This window comes from Halorubrum sp. SD690R (assembly GCF_005435035.1).
Lineage (GTDB): Archaea > Halobacteriota > Halobacteria > Halobacteriales > Haloferacaceae > Halorubrum > Halorubrum ezzemoulense.
The window spans coordinates 108,292-129,639 of sequence record NZ_SGTV01000007.1; the positions used below are offsets into that span (position 1 = coordinate 108,292).

General features: G+C 60.5%; 16 protein-coding genes. 8 read left to right on the forward strand and 8 right to left on the reverse strand.

All coding sequences use genetic code 11. The features are described from left to right. Positions 1 to 177: 177 nt before the first annotated feature. Positions 178 to 1,344, reverse strand: a complete 1,167-nt coding sequence (locus EXE41_RS06350) for an ISH3-like element ISH3B family transposase (RefSeq protein WP_137690562.1) — start codon at positions 1,342 to 1,344, stop codon at positions 178 to 180. 314 nt (positions 1,345 to 1,658) lie between these two features. Between EXE41_RS06350 and EXE41_RS06355 the strand changes: the two genes are divergently transcribed. Next, on the forward strand, positions 1,659 to 2,696 hold the full coding sequence (locus tag EXE41_RS06355) for a glycosyltransferase family 4 protein (RefSeq protein WP_137690563.1): 1,038 nt from the start codon (positions 1,659 to 1,661) through the stop codon (positions 2,694 to 2,696). Positions 2,697 to 2,758: 62 nt separating this feature from the next. On the opposite strand, the gene EXE41_RS06360 is transcribed toward EXE41_RS06355, so the two are convergent. Both EXE41_RS06360 and EXE41_RS06370 read right to left on the reverse strand, forming a co-directional pair. Next, the gene (locus EXE41_RS06360) at positions 2,759 to 3,886 is read right to left on the reverse strand and encodes a glycosyltransferase (RefSeq protein ID WP_158294395.1); all 1,128 of its coding nucleotides are present in this window, start codon (positions 3,884 to 3,886) and stop codon (positions 2,759 to 2,761) included. Positions 3,887 to 4,142: 256 nt separating this feature from the next. Continuing rightward, entirely contained in the window at positions 4,143 to 5,288 is a 1,146-nt protein-coding gene (locus tag EXE41_RS06370) for an ISH3 family transposase (protein WP_137690565.1), read from the reverse strand. Positions 5,289 to 5,448: 160 nt separating this feature from the next. Here EXE41_RS06370 and EXE41_RS06375 point away from each other — a divergent pair, with 160 nt between their 5' ends. Further along, on the forward strand, positions 5,449 to 6,585 hold the full coding sequence (locus tag EXE41_RS06375; protein ID WP_137690566.1) for a glycosyltransferase family 4 protein: 1,137 nt from the start codon (positions 5,449 to 5,451) through the stop codon (positions 6,583 to 6,585). 98 nt (positions 6,586 to 6,683) lie between these two features. Continuing rightward, positions 6,684 to 8,849, forward strand: coding sequence for a DUF2206 domain-containing protein (locus EXE41_RS06380; RefSeq protein WP_158294396.1), 2,166 nt, complete (start codon positions 6,684 to 6,686; stop codon positions 8,847 to 8,849). Between the two features lie 21 nt (positions 8,850 to 8,870). Here the strand turns inward: EXE41_RS06380 and EXE41_RS06385 are convergent, their stop codons facing one another. From EXE41_RS06385 to EXE41_RS06400, 4 genes are all read right to left on the reverse strand, one after another. Continuing rightward, complete coding sequence (locus EXE41_RS06385) at positions 8,871 to 10,037, reverse strand: glycosyltransferase family 4 protein (RefSeq protein WP_241987198.1); 1,167 nt, start codon at positions 10,035 to 10,037, stop codon at positions 8,871 to 8,873. After that, a complete protein-coding gene (locus tag EXE41_RS06390) occupies positions 10,034 to 11,335 on the reverse strand; it encodes a sulfatase-like hydrolase/transferase (protein ID WP_241987199.1) in 1,302 nt (433 codons plus the stop codon). Before EXE41_RS06390 ends, EXE41_RS06385 begins: the two co-directional genes overlap by 4 nt. Positions 11,336 to 11,337: 2 nt before the next feature. Further along, positions 11,338 to 11,550 (reverse strand): hypothetical protein, encoded by a 213-nt coding sequence (locus EXE41_RS06395; protein WP_137690569.1) that lies wholly within the window; start codon positions 11,548 to 11,550, stop codon positions 11,338 to 11,340. A 78-nt stretch (positions 11,551 to 11,628) separates the two neighbouring features. Continuing rightward, positions 11,629 to 12,915 (reverse strand): sulfatase, encoded by a 1,287-nt coding sequence (locus EXE41_RS06400; RefSeq protein WP_137690570.1) that lies wholly within the window; start codon positions 12,913 to 12,915, stop codon positions 11,629 to 11,631. A 479-nt stretch (positions 12,916 to 13,394) separates the two neighbouring features. Here EXE41_RS06400 and EXE41_RS06405 point away from each other — a divergent pair, with 479 nt between their 5' ends. Next, complete coding sequence (locus tag EXE41_RS06405) at positions 13,395 to 14,573, forward strand: glycosyltransferase family 4 protein (protein WP_137690571.1); 1,179 nt, start codon at positions 13,395 to 13,397, stop codon at positions 14,571 to 14,573. A 19-nt stretch (positions 14,574 to 14,592) separates the two neighbouring features. On the opposite strand, the gene EXE41_RS06410 is transcribed toward EXE41_RS06405, so the two are convergent. Continuing rightward, a complete protein-coding gene (locus EXE41_RS06410) occupies positions 14,593 to 15,549 on the reverse strand; it encodes a hypothetical protein (RefSeq protein ID WP_137690572.1) in 957 nt (318 codons plus the stop codon). 186 nt (positions 15,550 to 15,735) lie between these two features. Here EXE41_RS06410 and EXE41_RS06415 point away from each other — a divergent pair, with 186 nt between their 5' ends. The 4 genes from EXE41_RS06415 to EXE41_RS06430 all read left to right on the forward strand — a co-directional run bounded on the left by EXE41_RS06415 (position 15,736) and on the right by EXE41_RS06430 (position 21,300). After that, positions 15,736 to 18,051: a PGF-pre-PGF domain-containing protein gene (locus EXE41_RS06415; RefSeq protein ID WP_137690573.1), complete on the forward strand. Its 2,316-nt coding sequence runs from the start codon at positions 15,736 to 15,738 to the stop codon at positions 18,049 to 18,051. Between the two features lie 61 nt (positions 18,052 to 18,112). After that, on the forward strand, positions 18,113 to 18,847 hold the full coding sequence (locus EXE41_RS06420) for an ABC transporter ATP-binding protein (protein WP_137690574.1): 735 nt from the start codon (positions 18,113 to 18,115) through the stop codon (positions 18,845 to 18,847). Continuing rightward, positions 18,840 to 20,075 carry an ABC transporter permease gene (locus EXE41_RS06425; RefSeq protein ID WP_137690575.1) on the forward strand — a complete coding sequence of 412 codons (1,236 nt, stop codon included), beginning with the start codon at positions 18,840 to 18,842 and terminating at the stop codon, positions 20,073 to 20,075. Before EXE41_RS06420 ends, EXE41_RS06425 begins: the two co-directional genes overlap by 8 nt. A gap of 22 nt (positions 20,076 to 20,097) precedes the next feature. Beyond that, a complete protein-coding gene (locus EXE41_RS06430; RefSeq protein WP_158294397.1) occupies positions 20,098 to 21,300 on the forward strand; it encodes an ABC transporter permease in 1,203 nt (400 codons plus the stop codon). Positions 21,301 to 21,348: the final 48 nt, after the last annotated feature.

Genomic DNA, 21,348 nt, shown 5'->3' on the forward strand with positions numbered 1-21,348 from the left:
CACAAAACATCCTCGGCTAGCTGTTTCTGAAGCCTGAGTTCTGTGGCGGAGCGGTTGTGCTGGGTGGTCTTGACGAGAAGATCGTTGACGAACCGACGGAGAGCTGTCGCTGTCGGCGGCGGCTGCCGCCGACGCGACAGCGTCGCCACTCCTGGCGAAGGCTAACTCGGTCGGAGATTAGCGGGTAAACCGGTCGTCTGGTGGTCGGTTTGCGGGGACGGCCCGACGCGTCGCGAGGGCCGTCCACGCTGCCCGTTGAATCATATTGATGAACTCCTTGAACGACCACTTCCAGAGGCGACGCCCCCCACGGCGGGGCGTCGCCACGTACTCCCAGTGTAAATACCACCAGACGTTCTGTAACAACAAGCTCACCACGACGTACAGAAGCCGTACGACCGGATTTTGTGTTGAAGTCGTCGCAATACTTTGCTCGGAGAGTCGGTAGCTGGCCTCGATACCGAAGCGTTTCGCGTAGTGGTATCGAGCGTCTCGTGGTGAGTCGATGAACGGCGCGTCAGCGGCGTAGCCGTGACGCGCCACCCCATGTTCGTCGTACCGTCCGTTCTGGTACGTACAGTCGATGTAGACGGGAAACTCGACGGTCCAGCTGTGACCGTCGAGTTTCACCGTCATGTCGTGTTGAATCACGCGACTCCAGCCTTCCGAGAGTTCTTGCTTGATCGTCTGTCCCCAGCGGACGATCGGCATGACGTAGGCGTAGTTGTGTGCCTGAAGCAGCGTCAAACACTTACTGTCGTAGAATTCGCGGTCAAGAAAGACGGCCTTGACTTCGAGGTCAAGGCCGTCGAGGATGCCGAGAAACTCTGCGAGGACACTGCTGGCGGTGTCGCCGTCTTCGAGACGGCGCACCGCCAGCGTGTAGCGTTTGTTCTTCACACGCGCGTAGAGTGTCGCGTAGGCATGGAACGCAGTTGTTCCACGCTTCGCTTGTGAGTGATACAGGCCGTCTGTCCCATCTTCATCGCCGTAGTAGGGCCGCAGGTGGAGGTCCGAAACGACTTCCACCTGTTGGGGAAGGACGTCGAGAACGTCCTTCTGAAGGAGCGCGTTTCCGACTTGTTCGAGCGTCTCAAGATCGAACTTGGTGCGGAGATGGTAGAGAACCGAATTTTCGTGGGGAGCATCTTCACTTTTCTCACAGAGCGTTGAGACCGAGGTCCCGTCGGCGCACGCGCCGACGAGGACCTCGTAGATGTCTTCAGCATCGATCTCGGCGTTTTCAGCGAGTGTGAGGGCGACTTCCTCGTCAAGAGCGTTGACGAGGAAGTTAAGAAGCTGGTCCTCGTGGATTTCACCGTCTGCTTGCTGGGTTGTAGACACACCTTCAGCAAGCAGACGTCTCAACTAAGCGGCTTTGTGATGTACTGAATCTAATTAGCGATGTCGCCGGTAGTGTTCAGATAAGCTAGTTCCATACGAACCTGAACGACCTAAGCCAGTCGTCGGTAGTTTCTACTTCGGTGTTGCTTCTCCCGCATAAATTAGGATGATCTCGTCTAAATAGCTGCTGAGGTGGTGGTTTCGGGTACAGACCACTTTGAAAAGGGCCAACCTCATTTTTTTAATTCTCGTGTGACACTACCAACTAATAAGACATCAGTTTCATATAGGCTTATACCAGATTAGTAGGCATCATGGACGTAGCAATCCTCCATTTAGGAGATAATATTCATCCAGCTCACAAGGGTTTTGCAGACTCGATAAATGCAGACCTTGTCAGCTGTTCAACAACTGGTGTGTCTCCTCACTCACTCGAATCGTTCATTAGTGAATTTCGAAAAGGTAGCCAAATAGATGGATATGATGTCCTCATAGCAGAGGGAGCACGTCCTCTCTATGCAGGACTGATTGGTAAAGCTCGGTCCGGAGCCTCACTTATATACTTATGTGCAGAACACCGACTTTACCAATTAATTGAAAGTCAGGTGAATATTCACTCGTTTTATACTCGAATAAAATCTATTATCGGAAACTATGGGCTACCTGCGATTAGTCGTATTTTGAGGTACAGTGTTGATGGGATAATATCTGTGTCAAACTTTATGAAAGATTACCTTAATCGTATATTAAAAGGAAGTATCCCTATTCGCGTTGCGCATCCGTATATCCAGCAACCGCTATTTGATGACTTGGGAGAGCTAGCACCAACTCCTGATTCCAAAATTGTAACTACTGTTGGCCGTTCTGCGGATTATAAGGGAGTGGATCTGCTTGTTGAAGCTTGGAAAGAGGTTCATACCCAGTATCCGGGAGCCGAACTACGTATTATTGGTGATGGACATCCAACAGAATATCAATCGGTAAGTGGCGTAGAAGTGCTGGGGTATGTCAGTGACTTGGCTGCTGAGTACAAAAAAAGTGGTCTCTATGTTCGTCCGTCCCGGGTAGATGCTTTTCCTGTAACTGTGCTTGAGTCACTTAGGTCCGCTACCCCGGCTATCGTCACTGAAACAACTGGGACAAAGTCAGAGGTGGAAAAAATATCGAAAGAGTTTGTCACCAAACCGGACCCAGATTACATAGCTGACAAAATTTGCTGGTGGTTCAACCAGGATCTAGAAAAGAAGAGCTCTTTTTCGAAACAAGCTAAAGAAATTGGTTCAGCATTTGATCCTGATTCACGAAAAGACAGATTCGCCAAAGAATTTAATAATCTTATCAATGAAATATAGCTTGCCGGGATCTCCCATATTTTATTCTCTACAGATAGCAGAATTAAATTTAGTATAATCAATTATTCATCGAGCAACTTGAGATATTGTCTTGATGACGTGACATCTGTGAAATCCTGTGCTCGATCTCGAAGAACATCTGAATCGTAAGGATCATCCAGAGCCTTCTCCAATCCTTCTGTAACTGCTTCAGTGTCTCCTTCTTTGACTAGATAGCCAATCTCGCCACTGTGTAAGATCTCGCTAGGCCCGCTGGGACAATCTGTCGAAACGACTTGCGTTCCGCATGCCATGGCTTCGATCAGAATATTTGAAAGTCCCTCCCACTTGCTTGTTAACGCAAAAACATCGGCATGATACAGATACGGGTAGATTTCATCAACTAGACCTACAATATCGACATTATCTTGTATACCCAGATTTTCTGCCTTGTGTTCCAGTTCAGTGGTTTGACTACCTTGACCTACGATTATGACCCGAAGGTCATAGTCTGATAACGCAACTGCTTCAAGCAGTAATGTAAGATTTTTTTGTGGCTGTGGTTTTGCTCCAAGCACTACCGGTACCTCAGTTTCCGCAGTAAGCCACGGATGCTCTGGTGGATCAAACCTCGAGTTAATCAATTTGTCAGTCACGACTGGATTATAAATTGTAGTCACTGACTCTGGTGGAATACCTGTTTGATCTACAATACTTTTTGAAACTCCTTTAGATACACCAACCCAGTGTTCACTATCTTCACGTAACAAAGATACGCCTCTAAAAATAGCACCTGACCGGTATCTTCTAAATCTATCTCGTTCTTGAGTTAGCCTGTTCGCGTCGTTATGGAATGTAAGGATTAACGGAATGTCCTTGGAGACTCTTCTCAGTGCTATTTGAACGGCAAGATTGGCGTGTCTTAAACCAGATATAATTGCGTCGGGTTCGTTCAAATTAAAATATTGTATGAGGCTTGGAATCGTCGCCAGAACTCCTAATCCTCTTCTCATCGGTAAAGAGAGCTCTTCGACTAGGATGTCTGGAGAGAGATCACTCGTCAGTGGTCCACTTGCCTCGTCCTCTGGAGTGAGAACTACGACATCTACATATTCAGATAGCGTATTTGCAAGGTTCACGGTGTTTCGCTCTATACCTCCTGCTGCGTTGAGAGTCGGGGTGAAAAGAATAATCTCGCGTGAGGAACTCATCATTCTATAGTGTGAGCTAACTTGTTATTTATATCTGGGGAATATCCAGCGACAGTCAGAGGAATCCAATCTCAGTCGATCACATCGACAGCCGCGTAATCTCGTCTGATGGCGATGAATCAGATGGAACTGGTCGTGGAGCGTCTTTGAAGCGCTAGTGAGTGTGATCTTCAGGATGGACCGTCGCTGTCGGCGGCGCACTGCCGCCGACGCGACAGTGCCGCCACTCACGACCGCTATCTAAATCGGTGGACAGCTACCGGAAGAACCGGTTGTCGAGTGGCTGGTTCGCTGGAATGGACCTACGTACACCAAGCGCTGTCCAAGCGGCCCGCAGCACCATCTCACAGAACTCCGTGAACGACCACTGCCAGAGGCGGCGCCCCCCGCGGCGGGGCGCCGCCACGTACCGCCAGTGTAGATACCGCCAGCTATTCTGGAGCAGTAGGCTCACCACAAACATCACCAGCCGTAGCCCAGCGTCCTGAGAACTGGTGAATGCGAGGCTCTGCTTGGCTAATCGGTAGCTCGACTCGATGCCGAAGCGCTTGCTGTAGTGCTCTCGGGCATCCCGTGGCGTGTCGATAAACGGCGCGTCAGCGGCGTAGCCGTGACGCGCCACCCCGTGTTCGTCGTATCGTCCCTGTTGGTAGACGCAGTCGATGAACACAGGGAACGTTACCTTGCCGGCGAGATCGTGTTCGATCTCGCGGCTCCAGCCTCTGCTGAGTTCGTCTTGGATCGTTTCACCCCACTTGACGATCGGCATCACGTAGGCGTAGTTGTGCGTGGACAACAGCCCAAGACAGGTGCTGTTGTAGAATCCGCGATCGAGATAGACGGCCTTGACGCCGAGGTCAAGGCCGTCGAGGAGCTCGAGAAACTCACCAAGGACGTCGCTGGTGGTGTCGCCAGCGACCAGCTGGCGAACCGCCAGCGTATACCGCTTGTTGCGTACCTGCGCGTACAGCGTCGCGTACGCGTGAAACGTCGTGGTTCCCCGTTTCGCCTGTGAGAAGTACAGCGCTTCCGTTTCGTCTTCATCGCCGTAGTAGGGGTCGAGGTGGAGGTCTGCACAGACCTCCACCGGTCGATCTGGAAGCGTCTCAAGCGTATCTCGTTGAAGTAGCGTGTCCCCAACCGCCTCTACGGAATCAAGTTCGAACTGCTCGGTGAGATGTCCTCGGACGGTGTTGGCGTGTGGCGAGTCCTCGGTCGTTTCGCAGACGTGATTGATCGAGGTCCCGCCGGCGCTGGCGCCGGCGAGGACCTCGTACAACGTCTCTGTCGTGACTTTGACGTTCTCGTCGAGATCTATCCCAAGTTCTTCGTTGAGGCTGTTGACGACAAAATTAAGCAGGTGCTCTTCTTCTATCTCGCTGTCTGCTTCGGTAGTTTTCACACCCTTCCCAAGCAGACACTTTCACTCAAACCCGATGTGATCGACTGAATCTATAGGTATTATTATTTTAATTGATGGAATACAAATGAGGAAACTGATGTTCTCTTATGAGAAATTATTTAATATTCGGGGTCGCTGAATTCCAATACCTATCCCAACAATGAAAGAACAGTACGATTCTGTTACTGACTTTGTCGAGGATCTCCCGAGAGACATCAATTCTGTTGCGATCTGTGGGACGTCCTACACAGACACCGGTGGCGTTGCACGAGTGATCGAACAGCAGGCGACCGAACTCGCAGGAAACGGATTCGACGTGGAGATCAATACACTGATCGGAGACAAAGATCCCCCTGAAAATGTTACACTCCACACGATCGGTCGTTTTGAGACGACGCCATACAAGGAAGTAGACAAATTACTCGTACCGCTGACGCCGAGTGGATGGCGATTTGTATCTCGGATGAATGATGTCGATCTCATCATCTCTCATCGCTTTCCGTTCTCCGTACTGAGTTTTTTTTCGGCACGGACGCAAGACGAAACGACATATGTGTTCTGGTCACACCCGTCACAATCCTCAGAAGACCTCTTCGATGGCGTCGCGAAGATCTGGGCGAAGCTACAACACCACCTGGAAACCGCTCACTTCACTGTCAGCAAAGCGGACTACCTCTGTGCAGTCAGCGAGGCGTCACAGTCGTACATTGCGTCGAAGACCGGTCGAGACCCGATATACGTCCCGAACAGTATCCCCGAATCTCGGTTCTCAGAGGTCGCATCTCGGGAGACGATCGAGACCCGATACGATATCTCTCCGGACGATACTGTTGTGTTACACGTCGGACGAATTACTCCGCGAAAAAGTATCGATAAGCTCGTTGAGTCCTTCGAGAGGATTAAGAACGGCTGTGATGGCTACAAGCTCGTGTTAGTCGGAAAAGAGAATATGGACGAATACGGTGACACTGTTCGTGAGAAGGCGAGCGAAGACGTTATTCTTACCGGCTTCGTCGAAGACGAGATCCTCGCTGGCTTCTATGAGCGAAGCAACGTATATGCGACGTGCTCGCTCTCCGAGGGATGGGGACTTCCCCTCTCGGAGGCGAATCGCTTCGGAACGACAATTGTCGCGTACGACTCTATCCCGGCGGTCCGCTCGATCGAAAACACGATGCTGGCAACTGATGGTGATCAAACCGATTTTGAAGCAAAGCTGAAGGACGCGATCAAAGAGAGCAAGACAAATAATGCGGATCGAGAACAGACAAAACCGCACGATATCGACGTAAGTTAATTATACCCACAAGTCGTGCGTCTACGAGATAGCAGTACGTCATTATGAGTACTCGCCAGATATCCGATATACCGACTGCGTGGATCAGTCCATCGACGATGCCCGGGGCAGTTAGAGTCTCGTTGTTCATTCTTAGTATACATCTCCTGACTCTCCTCCCAGTGGAAATACCGGGATTCTCGGTTGTTCAGGCTATTTCTGGGTTCTTGATTCTCTCGTTCATTCCTGGGTTCCTCTTGTTGAGCCATGCGTTTGACGAGTTCACGCTCACAGGCTTCTTATATGCGATAGGATTCAGCGTAGCATTCTCGATGCTTGTTGGCTCCGTGGCTAACGCGGCTTACCTCGGTTTCTCTATAAATATAGTTCCGTTTTCTCAGCCAACGATGTCGTTACTATACGTTGGAGCCTCTACCATTTTAACGGGTTTCGTGTGGTCAGCCTCGGAACCAAATAAGTCTCACTCGCTTCTCGACCAGTTTTCGGAATACGATGCTCGAATCCTGTTGGTTTTGGCACTCGTTCCAGTGTTTGCTGTCATCGGTGCGATGTTGATTAACCGGTACGCGTTCAACGAATTTGCCCTACTGACAATCGTCCTCGTCGCTTTCGTTCCGGTGTTCGTGTATCACTTCGACAAGTGCGGTACGTATTATTCGGCGGCCATCGCGTCCATCTCCCTTGCGCTTCTTCTCCAGAACACGGTAACCACGACGTATCTTGGGCTTGGAGACGGGCTGGCAGAGTACGAGATCGCGAATGCGGTTCTCCGCAATGGGTACTGGGTACCCGGCGCGGCTAAGGACGCTATGCCTCGTATCGGTGTGCTACAACCCGCTTACTCGTTGTTAATGGACACTAGTCTGTTGTGGACGTTCAAACTCGCACATCCGATACTGTTTGCCGCAGTTCCGATTGTGACCTACGTCCTCGCTTCACGCTACTTTTCGAAAGATGTCGCCTTCCTAAGTGCGACAGTATATATCTTTCTCCCTCGGACTTACCAGATTATCAGTCGGAACACCCGCACTGGTGCTGCAATCTTCTTCACCGCGTTCTTGCTCTTAGCCATCCTCGATACAAATATTCCCCAGCGACTCCGTCGGCTACTTATTATAAGCTTCTTTTGGGGCGTTATCACCTCTCACTACGGAATCGGTCCTTTAGTTGTGTTCGCGCTTGGTGTGGCGTACCTACTGAACGTCATGGCGTCAGTCACACTTGAAAGTAAACGTCCATCACAGCTTTGGCTCTCGAGAGTTGCCTTGTTTAGTACACTTATTATTGTCTGGTATGCGTTTCTAACAAATGGAACCTTCAATTTCATTGCAAACTCATTATATTCGCAAATATCTGGTTCGCTATTTTTCACACAATCGAGTACTGCGGTTCGCTCGATAGAACTCGCAACAGCGTCAACTGGAGGCGCATTCGGAATGCCTTCAGGTTCCTACGAGGTTATGTTTATTGGGCACCTCTTACTTGGTGTATTCACCTCTATTGGAATCAGCCTCGTTTATCTCCGATATTTCGGTCACGGGATCCCATTCCTGTTCGATATTCAGCACTGGATAGACCAAAACGTATTCCCCGGATTATCAAAGGATCTTTTGAAGGATTCAAACTACATTCACCTTGCGTTCGGAATGTTCCTCTTTTTCCCGCTCTCATTCGGCCCGCAAGTACTGAGCGCTGGCCGCACTTTTGCGCTTGTGATGGTCATCGTTGCACCGTTTCCGGTCTTGGTTCTTCGATCGATGCGACTCAAACGGGTTGGATCGAAGCCTGCGATCGCACTTATGATCGCGTTCTTCCTAGTGACGTCCGGGTTCGCCTCTGCGACGGTGAAACACGACGTTTCACCCCAGCCGACTATTGATGGGGAGCGAATCGTCGACAGCGGCTCAATCTTAGAACAGTTCGCCTACTACGCCGGGTCATCGTCGCGAAACAGTATCGTCGCGTCGAATTTTATGCTGGGACACCTTTCGGATAGAGCAACCGTTCAGACGACGCGACTTGGTAAGTTCATTCCGCAATTCTATGAGGGAGACCGCATCGCGAACATTCGGTTCACACGAATGAGTAGTACCGCAGAATCCTCCGGAGAATACGTTTATCTCTCCGAGCCGGAAACTGTCACAGGGATGAACACAAGAAGGCTCATCGGGTTCATCTTTTATGATTACGAACCATTACCGTCATACACTGAATCGAATACCGTCTACACGACGGGCCAAGACAAAATACACTATAACAGCTAAAACGACGATACAATTCTCTACCTACCGACTTCCGGCGTATACTCGACTCACCCGCTCTGCGATCGCCGTCCAGTCGTGGTCGACGGCCCACGTCCGCGACTCCTGTGCCATCCGCTCGTACTCGCCCGGCTCCCCGAGCAGTTCGTCCATCCGCGAAGCCAACTCCCGAATCCCGTCTTTCGGCACCAGATAGCCGGTCTCGCCGTCGTCGACCGCGGTCGGAACCCCTCCGACGTCGGTCCCGATCACGGGCGTTTCACACGCCATCGCCTCCATGAACACGATGCCGAACCCCTCGTACTCCGAGGGCAACACGAACAGGTCGACGGACGAGTACAGCGACGGTAACTCCTCGTCCTCGACGAACCCGAGAAACCGCACGTCGTCGCTCACCCCGAGCTCCGCCGCCAACTCCCGCAGCGAATCTTCTAGTCGTCCAGTGCCCGCGATCAACAGTTCGGCGTCCTCTCGCTCAAGCCGCGCGAACGCCCGGATCGCCTTGTCGATTCCCTTCCGCGGATCCAACCGACTCAACACCAAGATCGATTCGCGATCGGTGTCGACCGCGGGATGGACCTCGTCGGTCGGCCGAAACCGGTCGGCGTCGATACCGGGGGGCACGGTCGTCAGGTCGTCCGCGTCGAACCGATACAGGTCGCGCAGCTGCTCGCGCGTGTGGTCGCTGACACCGATGATGTGGTCGGCGAACCGCCCGGCCACCGCGTCCATGGCGACGTTGATCGGGTGGAACACGTACTTGAACAGGTAGTCGGGCGGGCTCTGCGGGTCGACCGAGCGCGCCTCGTCGTAGGACGTGCCGTGGCTCGTCAACACCAGCGGCGCGTCCACCGCGTCGAGCAGCCACGGCCCGAGCGCGATCGTCGACGCGGGCATCAACGTCCCGTGGATCACGTCGTACTCCTCGAAATCGATCCGTCGGCGGCACGCAATCGAAAAGTACAGCGTCGAGAACACGACCAGCGGCCGCGCCTTCGTGATCCGCGTGACGGTCACGTTCGGGTGGGTGGCCACGTCGTCGTCCTCGCCGGGGACCGACTGCGTGTACACGTCCACCTCGTGGCCGAGTTCGCCGAGCGCGTTCGCGAGTTCGTACGCGTACGTCGCGCCCCCACCGGTCCGCGGTGGGTACATCTTCGTGACGAAACACACCCGCAGCGCCTCGCTCATAGGTCGGCCTCGCCCGAGACCACCTCGGCCGTCGCGTCGCCGATGTGCGCCTTCTCCGTCTGGGTCGCGTCGTGGCCCGCGAGCACGTCGGCGAGCGACGCGGCCACCTCGGGATACGACTCCGTGACGTCCGTCGTCTCGTCGGGGTCGCCCTGGAGGTCGAACAGCCGCGCCGTCTCGCCGTCGCTGACGAGCTTCCACCGCGAGGTACGGACCGACCGCGTCGCGTTGTTCTCCGTGTGTGAGACGACGAACTGCCGGGTGTGAGCCGCCGGATCGAACGACGTCGTCTCGGTGAGGTCACACAGCAGTTCCGGCAGCGACCGCAAGGGGAGCTGTTCGTCGATCGTTCCGGAACCCCCGGCGTTGTGGACGAACAGCGGTACGCGGAGGTTCTCCTCGTACAGCGTCTGTTCGTGGCCGAAGTTCCCGTGTTCGCCGAGCGCCTCACCGTGGTCCGAGAAGAACACCGTGACGGGGTCGGACGGTTCGACCGCGCCAGTTAACGCGTCCACGAAGCCGTCCACGGACCGGACCGCGTCGCGGTAGGCCTGCCCGATCAGCTCGCCCGCCCGGTCCGGGAGCGCCGCGTCGTTCGTCTCGCCGTACCAGTACCGCAGGATCGAGTAGTACATCTCCCACGCGGCGGACTCCTCGCGGTACGCCCGCGGCGTGATGTACGGCTGATGCGAGTCGAGGATGAACACCCAGAGGAAGAACGGCTCCGACAGCGACTCGATTCGGTCTTCGATCAGGTCGAAGTACCCCGTCCACTGCGAGAACCACTCCTTCTTCGAACTCCATCCCCCTGGGTCGCCGGGCAGCGATTTCAGCCCGCCGTCGGCGATCGTGAACAGCGTGGAGTCGGAGAGGTGTTTGGAGTCGACATCGGGGCTGTCCGCGCTGATCTCGTTGAAGTCGTCGAACCCGTGGTGGAAGCTGCTCTCGCGCGTCGTCCACGGGTTCGTGGTGAACGTCGCCGTCTCGTACCCGCGTCGCTGGAGGCGTTCGCTCACGTGCGTGAACCGCTCCATGTGGCGGCCGATGCGCGACTGTCGGCCCTGCCAGTCGGCCATCGACCACTCGTCGTCGTCGGTCATGAACTCGCCCGTGAACAACACCGGAACCGAGGACGGCGTCCGCGGCCCGGGCGCGATCGCCTCCGAGTACGACACGCCCTCCTCGGCGAGCCGGTCGATGGTCGGCGTGAGCGACGATTCCGAATCCACGAAGCCGCAGTGGTCGGCGCGCAGGCTGTCGGCCGTCACCATCACGATGTTCCGCTGGTCGTCGGCCACGGTCACTCCTCCAGGTAGCCGAGCGACTGGAGCCGGTCTTCGACGCCCTCACGGGACGTCTCCGCGGACTCGTCGCTGCCGCCGTCTCGTTCGACGCGCGTCACCACCTCCGAGAGCACGAACTCGGCGTACTCCGCCGGGCTCTCGAAGTCGGTCTGGTCGACGCGCGCGTCAATCCTGTCCGCGAGCTCGTCCGAAATGGTGATATCTGTCATCGGTGAGTGGGTCGTGTTCAGTAATCCAATCCGGTCGGTCGATTATAAACCTCGGTGCGCTGGCGTTGCCCATCGCGGCTATTTGTACCCCAGCGCGTCGAGCCGCTGTTCGATCTCCTCGCCCACCTCGTCGCCGTCGGCGTCCTCGTCTTCGCCGACACCCGTGCCCTCGTCCGCGTCGGTCCCGTTCTCGACGCGTACCCGTTCCTCGACGTGCGCCTCCAGCGCCGAGCGCAGCGACGGATCCGTCGACTCGGTGAACTCGATCGCGCCGGTCTCCGTGTCCCGCTCGCAGAAACACGTCTCCTCGCGTGTCCGAAGGGCGTAGCGCCGGAGGTGACTGTGTTCGTCTTCGCCGCGCGCCTGCGAGAACACCTGACGGTCCTCGTCTGGCGGCTGTAGCAGCGAGAACGCCGGCTCGTCGCCGAGCATCCCCTCGATCGTCGCGACGATGTCGAGCGTGCTCGCGGGCGTCTCGACGGTCTCGCTCGACCCGTCCGGCAGCCGCACGAACAGCGGCACGCGGGTGGTCTCGTCGTGGAGGTAGCGCGGGTGTTCGTAGTAGCCGTGTTCGCCGAACGCGTCCCCGTGGTCGGCCGACACGATCACGACGGAGTCCTCGAGGAGGTCCCGGTCACGTAGCGCGTCGAGGAACGCCCCGATGTGCTTGTCGTTGTACCGGATCTCGGCGTCGTACAGATCGATCAACAGCTCGCGCTCGTCGTCCGTGATCGACTCGGGGTCGTCGATCGCGCGCTGGTACAGCGACTGGGCCTCGCGTCCGCTCAGCTCGCGGTCCGCGTACAGGGTCGCGTACTCGCCGGGGGGTTCGTACGGTCCGTGGGTGTCCATGTAGTGGTTCCACAGGAACACCGGCTCGTCGTCGGACTGTCCGTCGAGCCACGCCAACGACCGCTCGTTGATCTCGTCGGCCCGCGCGTAATGGCGGTTTCGCAGCTTGTCGATGGCGCGCTGTGCGAGCGCGATGAGCTTGTGCTGGCCGAGATGGAGGTCGTCGTCGAACGTGTCGAACCCCTGGTCGAAGCCGTACGCCCGCGAGACGAACGGGTTCGAGTGAAACCCCGCGGTCGCGTACCCCGCTTGGGAGAGCTTCGAGGCGACTGTCTCGGTCGCGAGTCGGTAGTCAGACCCGATGGCGACGTCCGGGTACTCCCCGGTCAAAAGCGCCGGCACCGCTTCGCGGGTGTGCGAGCTCGCGCTGTACGCGTTCATGAACTGGAGGCTCTCGTCCGCAAACTCGTCGAGCACCGGCGAGGTGTCGCGGCCGTAGCCGTAACACCCGAGGTGGTCCGCGCGGAGCGCGTCGGCAGTCAGTAACACGACGTTCGGGCGATCCTTGCGCATCGGTTTCGAGAAGCATACGCGGGAGTATATTTGTTACGTGCCCGACGGGACGCTCGTTCCCGTTCACATTGGTATAATATCTGACTACTGCCAACGATCCTCACGGTTGTACATTACATCTATACCGGTGTAAAGGGGTGTGAATCGGATAAGGTAGTCAATTTAACTATTACGCTTCTACAGATGTAAATGATCAAGTTATAATTTATGAGCGCCCCGTGTCCATTCGTGAAAAATAAACATCGACACACAGAAGGAAAATAGGATATTCTAACCCATTCGTTTCGAATAGAGACGGCTATTCGTCGAGTCTGTCTGCGTTTACTCTCAAAGCGAAATGTTTGTTGCCTTCGGATCAGTCGTTCGGTTCGACGTTCGTGTGGCCCGCGTCGTTCGCCGGTGGTCCCCCTGACTCGGAGCCAGCGGGCTCGCCGCGGCGGACGGAAAGGTCATAACGGCCGAGCCACACCTCGGAACCGATGCGTGTCGCCTTCGTCTCGAACGTCGTGTACCCGTACGTCACCGGCGGCGCCGAGAAGCGAATCCATGAGATCGGGTCTCGGCTGGCGGACCGGGGCCACGACGTGACGGTCTACGGACGCCACTTCTGGGACGGCCCGTCGGAGATCACCGACAGCGGCATGACGCTCCGTGCGGTCGCCCCCGAAGCGGACCTGTACAGCGACGACCGGCGGTCGATCACGGAGGCCCTCGACTTCGCCGCGCGGGCGCTTCCCCCGCTCCGGAGGCGACTTCGAGACGACGAGCACGACGTGGTCGTCGCCAGCGTCTTCCCGTATTTCCCCGTCCTCTCGACGAAACTCGCGGCCCTCGGCACGGACACCCCGCTCGTCACGACGTGGCACGAGGTGTGGGGCGACTACTGGGAGGAGTACCTCGGCTCGCTGGCCGTCTTCGGCAAGGTGAGCGAGCGCGTGACGGCGCGGACGCCGCAGCACCCGGTCGCCATCTCGGGGATCACGGCGGACCGGCTCGCCGCGATCGGGCCCGGCCGCGACGACGTCGCGGTCGTCCCGAACGGCATCGACACCGAGCAGATACGGACGGCGCCGCGCCCCGCCGAGGGGTACGACGTGCTCTTCGCGGGGCGGCTCATCGAACATAAGAACGTCGACCTCCTCTTGGAGGCGTTCGATCAGGTGTGCGAGGGGCGCGACCTGACGCTCGGAGTCATCGGCGACGGCCCGGAGACAGAGCGGCTCGAATCCCAGTGCGAGTCGCTGGCGAACGCGGATGCGGTGGAGTTCCTCGGCTTCCTCGACGAGTACGAGGACGTGTTGGGCCACATGCGCGCGGCCGACGTGTTCGCCTCGCCGAGCACGCGCGAGGGGTTCGGCCTCACGTTCGCGGAGGCGATGGCCGCCGACTGTTCGGTCGTCGCCGCCGACCACCCCGACTCCGCGGCCGACGAAGTGATCGGCGACGCCGGCTTCCTGACCGCGCCGACCGCGGAGGCGCTCGCCGCGACGCTGGAGACCGCGCTCGACGGCGACGGCCCCCCGGTCGACCCCGTCCAGCGCGCGCGGCGGTTCGACTGGGACGCGGTCGCGGAACGGGCGGAGGCGATCTACCAACGGGTGATCGACGGCGAGTCCGGGACGGCGGAGACCGAGCCGGACCCGACGACACCGACGTGAGTGCCCGTCGCGCCGCCGCTCACTCCCTCTCGTCGGGTCCTCGAACCGCGAGGAAGCCGATGATCGCCGCCAGCGAGAGGAGCGCCAACGGCGTTCCGCCCGCCTCGTCGTCGGTCACCGTCTCTCCGGCCGTCTTGTTCGCCGACAGGTCCGGGCTGATAACCGTCGGCTCCGATTCGTCGGTCGGCGTCGCGTTCGTCGACGGCGTGGCGTTCTCCGTCCGGGTTTCGTCGTCGATTCCGCTTGACTCGCCCTCCTCCGTTCCGGACGAGCCCCGCTCCACGTCGAACTGGGAACTGTCCGAGATTCCGATCACCTCGTCCGTCGGCCCCGGCGCGTCGTTCCCGTTCGTGACCACCGCGTACACCGAGTACGTCCCGGCCGCGAGCCCCGTCTCGTTGAGCCCGACGACGTACTCTCCGTCGACCCGTGACGCGGGGTACCGCCACGTCGCCGTCGCGTTCGAGACGACGAGCGTCACCCCTCGGACGGCGTGTCCGGGCTCTCGCTCGGCGAGTTCGACCGAGACGGTGTCGGTATCGTCGCCGTCGAGACCGGGCGCGGGAGTGTCGACGCTGACGTCGTACGCGGGGACCACGACCGGGAGGGGGTCGGCGTAGGTCCCGTCGTGGTACAGCGACAGCACGTAGCTGCCGGCCTCGTACGTCGACGTGTCGAAGACGACCGTTCCGTCGCCCGAGGGCGCGACGTACCCCTGATCGACGACGGTGCCGCGGGCGTCGTGGAGGTACACCCGGTACCCGGTCTCATCGACGCCGCTCGTCCGGGCCCGCAACGATTCGCCGCGCGGCACGCGTGCGAGCGACGACACCTGGTACGACTCGCCCCCGACGGTCACCGTTCGCCCGGGGATCTCCATCGCGTCGTCGACCGTCACGGCGCGGTCCGCTGCGCTCACCGCCCCGCCGGCGACGAGACAGCCTATCAGCAGGCCGATCAGTAGCGTGCGGTTCATGATTGGCAGTGATCCCCTCCGGGTCGCCACCGCGTCGTCCCGGGACCCCGTTTGTCGGAGTGATTGGGGCCCCGTCTGCCGAACCGATGGCAACGGGTCACGCGAGTCGACTCGGTACCGCTCACGGTCGGTGTTCGGGAAGTTCAGGCATAAAACATATGACAGTGACAAGCGACAGGTGACGTAATGAGCGCGACCACACCCCGACGCGGACAGCTGTCCGTCCTCGTCGCGCTGCTGTGCCTGTCGATGGCCGCCGGCTCGGCCGGTGCCGTCGGGACCGCCGCCGTCGACGCCGACCTCGACCCGCCGTCCGCGACCGAATCGGGTGTAGACGCGGCCGTGTCCACGGTCAATCTCACCGAGAACGTCACGGTCTGGGACCGGGCGTCGCTCCCGTTCCGGATCGACGACGCCGACGCCGCGACGACGCTCCCGACCGGGGCGGTGACCGTCGAGTACGCGCCGGAGAACACCGGCCAGATCGACGCCCGCCGCACGGCGACCGCGGTGTATCGACCGGGAACCGCGAACGCGTCGTTCGAGAGCGTCACCGGTGCCGGAACGAGCGAGTTCGCCGGCGAGAACGCGCAGCTCGTGGTCGCACGGGTGAACAGCTCCGCGAGCGACTCGCTGCGCCCGACGCTCGGCTCGCCCGACGCGCTCGGGTCGCTCGTCGATCCGGAGACAGATCGATTCGACGCGACCTACGCCGTCGCCGACGCGGGGACCGTCGATTCGGAGGGGCGCCTCGACACGGCCATCTCGTTCGAACGCCCCGGACACTACGTCGCGTTTCTCGCGACCGGCGGGAACTTCTCCGCGGTCGACGGCGACCTCTCTGTCGGCGGCTCCGGCACGGTCGTGGGCGTCGACACCGCGGTCGTCGAGCGCGAGCGGGCGGCCGTCACCGACCCGCCCACCGGGGCCGAACCCGGGGCGAACGCGAGCGTGACCGTGACCCCAGAGACTAACGGGACGAACGTCTCCGTCCTCTTGTACCACGAGTCGACGTGGGTGAACTCTCTGACGAGCGTGACGGTCGCCGATCGGGTCTCCTCCCCGTCGGACTCGCCGAACCTGACGATCGGCCACTCTATCGCCGAGGTCAACGGACGCACGGCCGTTGCGGGGCCGGTGCGGGTCGCGGGCACCGCGTACGGCGACGGTCGGCTCTCGCAGGTGACGCCGACCGAGCTGGTCGACCTCCTCGCGACCCGCACCGGCGCCGCCTCCGGCGGGCCGGACACGGCGGTCATCGGTGACGGCACCCGACTCGACGCGTCGGTCGTCGCCGAGCGAAACGTCTCCGGAGCGACGACCGTCGAGGTCCCGACGCGCGGCAACTGGACCGAGGGCTCGTACAGGTGGGTCGTCACGACCGGCGGCGACCGGACGGCGGCGCTCAGAACGGCGACGGGAACGCTCCGGGTCGCGGCCGACTCGGGCGGCGGCTTCGACGCCCGCGACCGTCCCGAGCTCGAAAACGCGACGTTCGGGTCGAGCGTCTCGCTGACTCCGAGTTCGGTCGCTGTGACGCTCGCGGGCACGACGCCCGGCCGACCGGTTCGGCTGACCGTCCCGGTCGGCGACTCGGAGCTGGCGGACGAGGGATTCGCCGTCACCGGACTGACGGCGAACTTCACCCGCGACGTCGCGGGCGACCTGTCGGTGTCGACGCTCGACGAGGCGGCCGTTCCGCCCGTCTCCCAGGACCCGCCGCTCGGCTTCGTCGTGATCAATCACTCGATGCCGAACGAGCGCGTCTCGAACGCGAGCTACTCGTTCGTCGTGAGCGAGCGCCGACTCGGCGAGGCCGGAATCGATCCCGACGCGGTCGCGCTCTTCCGGTTCGAGGCAGACGGCTGGAACGAGCTCCCGACCCGGCTCGTCGACGAGACCGTTCGGGGATTCCACTTCGTGAGCGATTCGCCCGGGCTGTCGGTGTACGTCGCCGCCGAGAGCGGGTCCGCGCGGCCGCGGTTCGAGCTCGACGCGACGTCGCTCAACCGGAGTGCGGTCCTCGCGAACGAATCGGTCGCGGTGAACGCGACGGTCGTGAATCGCGGAACCGGTCCGGGCGTGTTCAACGCGAGTCTCCGCCTCGACAACCGGTCGGTCGAAACCCGAACGGTCGGCGTCCCCGCCGGCGAGCGACGGCCGCTCCGGTTCGCGCACCGGTTCGGCGCCACGGCCGGGGAGTACGACGTGCGTCTCGGGAACGCGACCGTTGGGACCGTGACGGTGAGCGTCCCCGATCCCGAGCCGGAGCCGACGGAATCGACGGCCGAGGCGAACGACACGCCTCCCCCGGCGGACGGCGAAGCCGAGGACACCGCCGCCGCGGACGCGACCGACGATCCCCTCGTGACCGACGACCCGCCCGCCACCGAGGAGCCCGCGGCTACCGGGCTCGGCACCGGTGAGGTCGCCGTCTTCGTCGCCCTCGGACTCGTCGGGGGTGCCGGCGTCGTTGTCTACCGCCGCTACGGGGGCGCATGACTGCCCGTCTCCGCGTCCGGCGGCGCTGGGCCGGCGTTGACGGTCGACCCGCTCGGTAACCATGTCACGGACGACGAACTCCCAGCCGGTCGTTCGGTGTCGAGAAGTCACGAGAACGTATCGCGGCGCGGGCGGCGGGCGGCTGTTCGACCGCTTCCGCGACGCCGACGAGCGGCCGACGACGACGGCGCTTGAGGACGTGTCGTTGTCCGTCACGCGCGGCGAGGTCGTCGGTGTCGAGGGACCGAGCGGCAGTGGCAAATCGACCCTCTTACATCTCCTCGCGGCACTGGACGTTCCGACGCGCGGCACCGTGTCGGTGTGCGGGGCGGACACCGCCGCCCTCTCCGGTCGGGAGCGCACGCGACTCCGCCTCGAAGATGTCGGCATTGTCTTCCAGCGCTTCCACCTGTTCCCGTCGTTGTCCGCGCGGGCGAACGTCGCGCTTCCTCTCGTCGAACGGGGCGTCTCGAAGCGGGAGCGGCGCGAACAGGCTGAACGGCTGCTCGATCGCGTCGGCCTCGGGGACCGTGTGACGCACACCCCGCGCCGGCTCAGTGGCGGCGAGCAACAGCGCGTCGCTGTCGCAAGAGCGCTGATCACCGAGCCGTCGCTGCTCGTCGCTGACGAACCGACCGGTGAACTCGACACTGCGACGGGCGATCGAGTTCTCTCGCTGTTCACCGAGGCGGCCGCCGAGGAGACGGCAGTCGTCCTCGCGTCGCACGACCGCGACGCGCTCGACGTCGCGGACAGGGTGATCACGCTTCGGGACGGAGGCAGAGTCGATGGGTGAGCGGCTCACTCGCTTCCGTGGGAGCATCGAACTCGGGGCGGCGCTGGTGGTTCGGCGACTCCGCCACACCGCGCCGCGCCGCATCGTGTACTCCGTGCTCGGTGTCGCGCTCGCGGTCGGGTTGTTCGTCCTCGTGGCGAGCGTCGGGATCGGTCTCGCGACGGAGAGCGCGGCAGTCGGATCGAACGCCGACTACTGGATCGTCCCCGAATCCGAATCCAGCGCCACCCTGCCAGTGTCCGTTGGCGGACCACAGTTAGGGGGTGTCCATGACGTAGCGGCCCAACTCGGCGCGAGGGATGACGTTCGGTACGCGTCGCCCGTCGCGGTCACGCTCGCGGAGCTGTCCCGTGGGAACACCACCGAGTACGTTCTCGTGTTCGGCGTCGTTGCGCACCCAGAGTTGACGGCCGGCGGGCTCAGCGCCGCGCCGTTGACTCCCGGTGACCCCCACTACGCGAACGGGACGTACGGCGGCCCGAAAACGAACGAGATGGTCATCTCGTCTGGGACCGCCCAGCTGCTCGAGACGAGCGCCGACGAGACGGTGCTGTTCGGGGCTCCCGACGGACCCGGGCGGGAACCGAGGCGAATGACCGTAATTAACGTCAGCGCTGGCAGTACGCCGGGGTTCGACAGCGTCCCGGTCGCACTGGTCCACCTCTCCGAGCTTCAGGCGATCACGGGCGACACGGACCGAGATCCCGCGGATCAGATGGTCGTCGCTGCGGATTCCACTGCCGTCCGAGACGACCTCGAAACCATCTACGAGCGGACCGAAGTCGTCACGCGGTCGTCCACGGCCGGTGTCGGCTCCGACGCTGACCTCGCGCTCGCCGTCGGCGGCGCCGGTCTAGTCGTCTCGCTCGTCGTGGGCTCACTGTTCGTCGCGACGACGATCGGGTTAGAGATCCGCCGCGACCGCCGACTCTGGGTGACGCTCTCGGCCCTCGGATTCAGCGCCCACAGCAGAGTACTCGTTATCATTTCCCAGACCGGGGTCATCACTCTCGCCGGCGGTGTGATCGGCATCGGAATCGGTCGCGTCGCTATCGCCGTCACGAACGCGGGTATCGGCCGGTACATCGACGAAGCGACCGTGGCCGTCTTCCGTTTGGACGTGGCGCTTGCCGCACTCGCCGTGTCGGCCGGAATCGCCGCCCTGACTGGCCCGTACTTGCTGTGGCTGACGAGCAGGGGCACAGCAAAAGCGGATCTGACTGCCTAGGATGTTCGAACGCTTTCGCGCAGTGATCGGCCTCGCTGCGGTTCGGGTCCGGCGCGACCGATCGCGGACCGTCCTCGCTGTCTGCGCCGTGGCACTCGCTGTGCTGGCGGTAACGATGCTTGGGAGCCTCGGCCTCGGCGTCGTTGACACCGGCCAACAGAAGTTCGAGTCGGCGGACCGCGACTTGTGGGTCTCGGGGGGGCCGCTGCGAATCGCCCCGGGAACTGTCGGCGGGTTCCAAGGTGGGATTGTCGATGCGCACGCCACGAGTCGGCGGCTCTCGTCGTCGTCGCGGGTCGACACCGCGTCGCCGTTGCTGTTCCAGACCATATACGTTGGCCGCTCTCCGGACTCGCTTCGAACGGTCGTCGGCGTCGGCGCGACCTCCAGCGCGGGGTTTCAGGTTCGCGGCGGCGACGGGTTCGGTCGAGACGCGGGTTTCTACAACGCCGGCGGCTACAACGGGACCGCGTCGCGAAAGGTCGTCCTCGGCGACGGGGTTCGGTCCGACCTCGGGGTCGATGTCGGTGAGACCGTTTACCTTGGCGGCACGACCAGCGATGCGAGGCGGACGCAGTACACTGTTGTCGGGACGTCCCCGACGTTTTCACGCTTTCTGGGTGCTGACACCGCGGCGTTACCGCTTGCCGAGCTACAGGCGATGACTGGGAACGCGCACACGGACCGCGCGTCGATAGTAACCCTCGACGTTGCCGCGGACAGCGATGTCACGGGTGTCAAGCGAGCGATTCAGGCAGACTACCCAGAGTACACAGTGCGGACGAACGCCGAACAGCTCGAGAGTATCATCGGCAACCGGATTCTGCTTGTCGCTGCGGGCCTCGTCCTCACGGTAGTCTCGGTAGTCGCGGGCGCCGCTCTCTCCGTCAATCTGCTCTCCCTGCTCGTCGCCCAAGAGCAAACGACAATTGCCTCTCTCCGTGCCCTCGGCCTCTCTCGACACGTCGTTGCTGGTGTAATCGCTACACAGGGCCTCTACTACGGACTGCTTGGGGCAGTTGGTGGCCTTGTGATGACTGTGCCGTTCGCGAGATTGTTGAACCGAGTCGTCGCATCGTTGTTTGGGTTCGATACGCTCGTTCAGGTCTCGCCCTGGATCGTTGCGGCGGGAGCGATGACCGCTTTTTTGGCTGGCGGGCTTACCGCTATCCTCGCAGGATGGCGAGCTTCTGGGGTGGAACCACTGGCAGTTCTGGAACGATAGGTTACGCGCTAGATTCTGTAATGACCTCAAAATGTAGTTTAGTGTGAG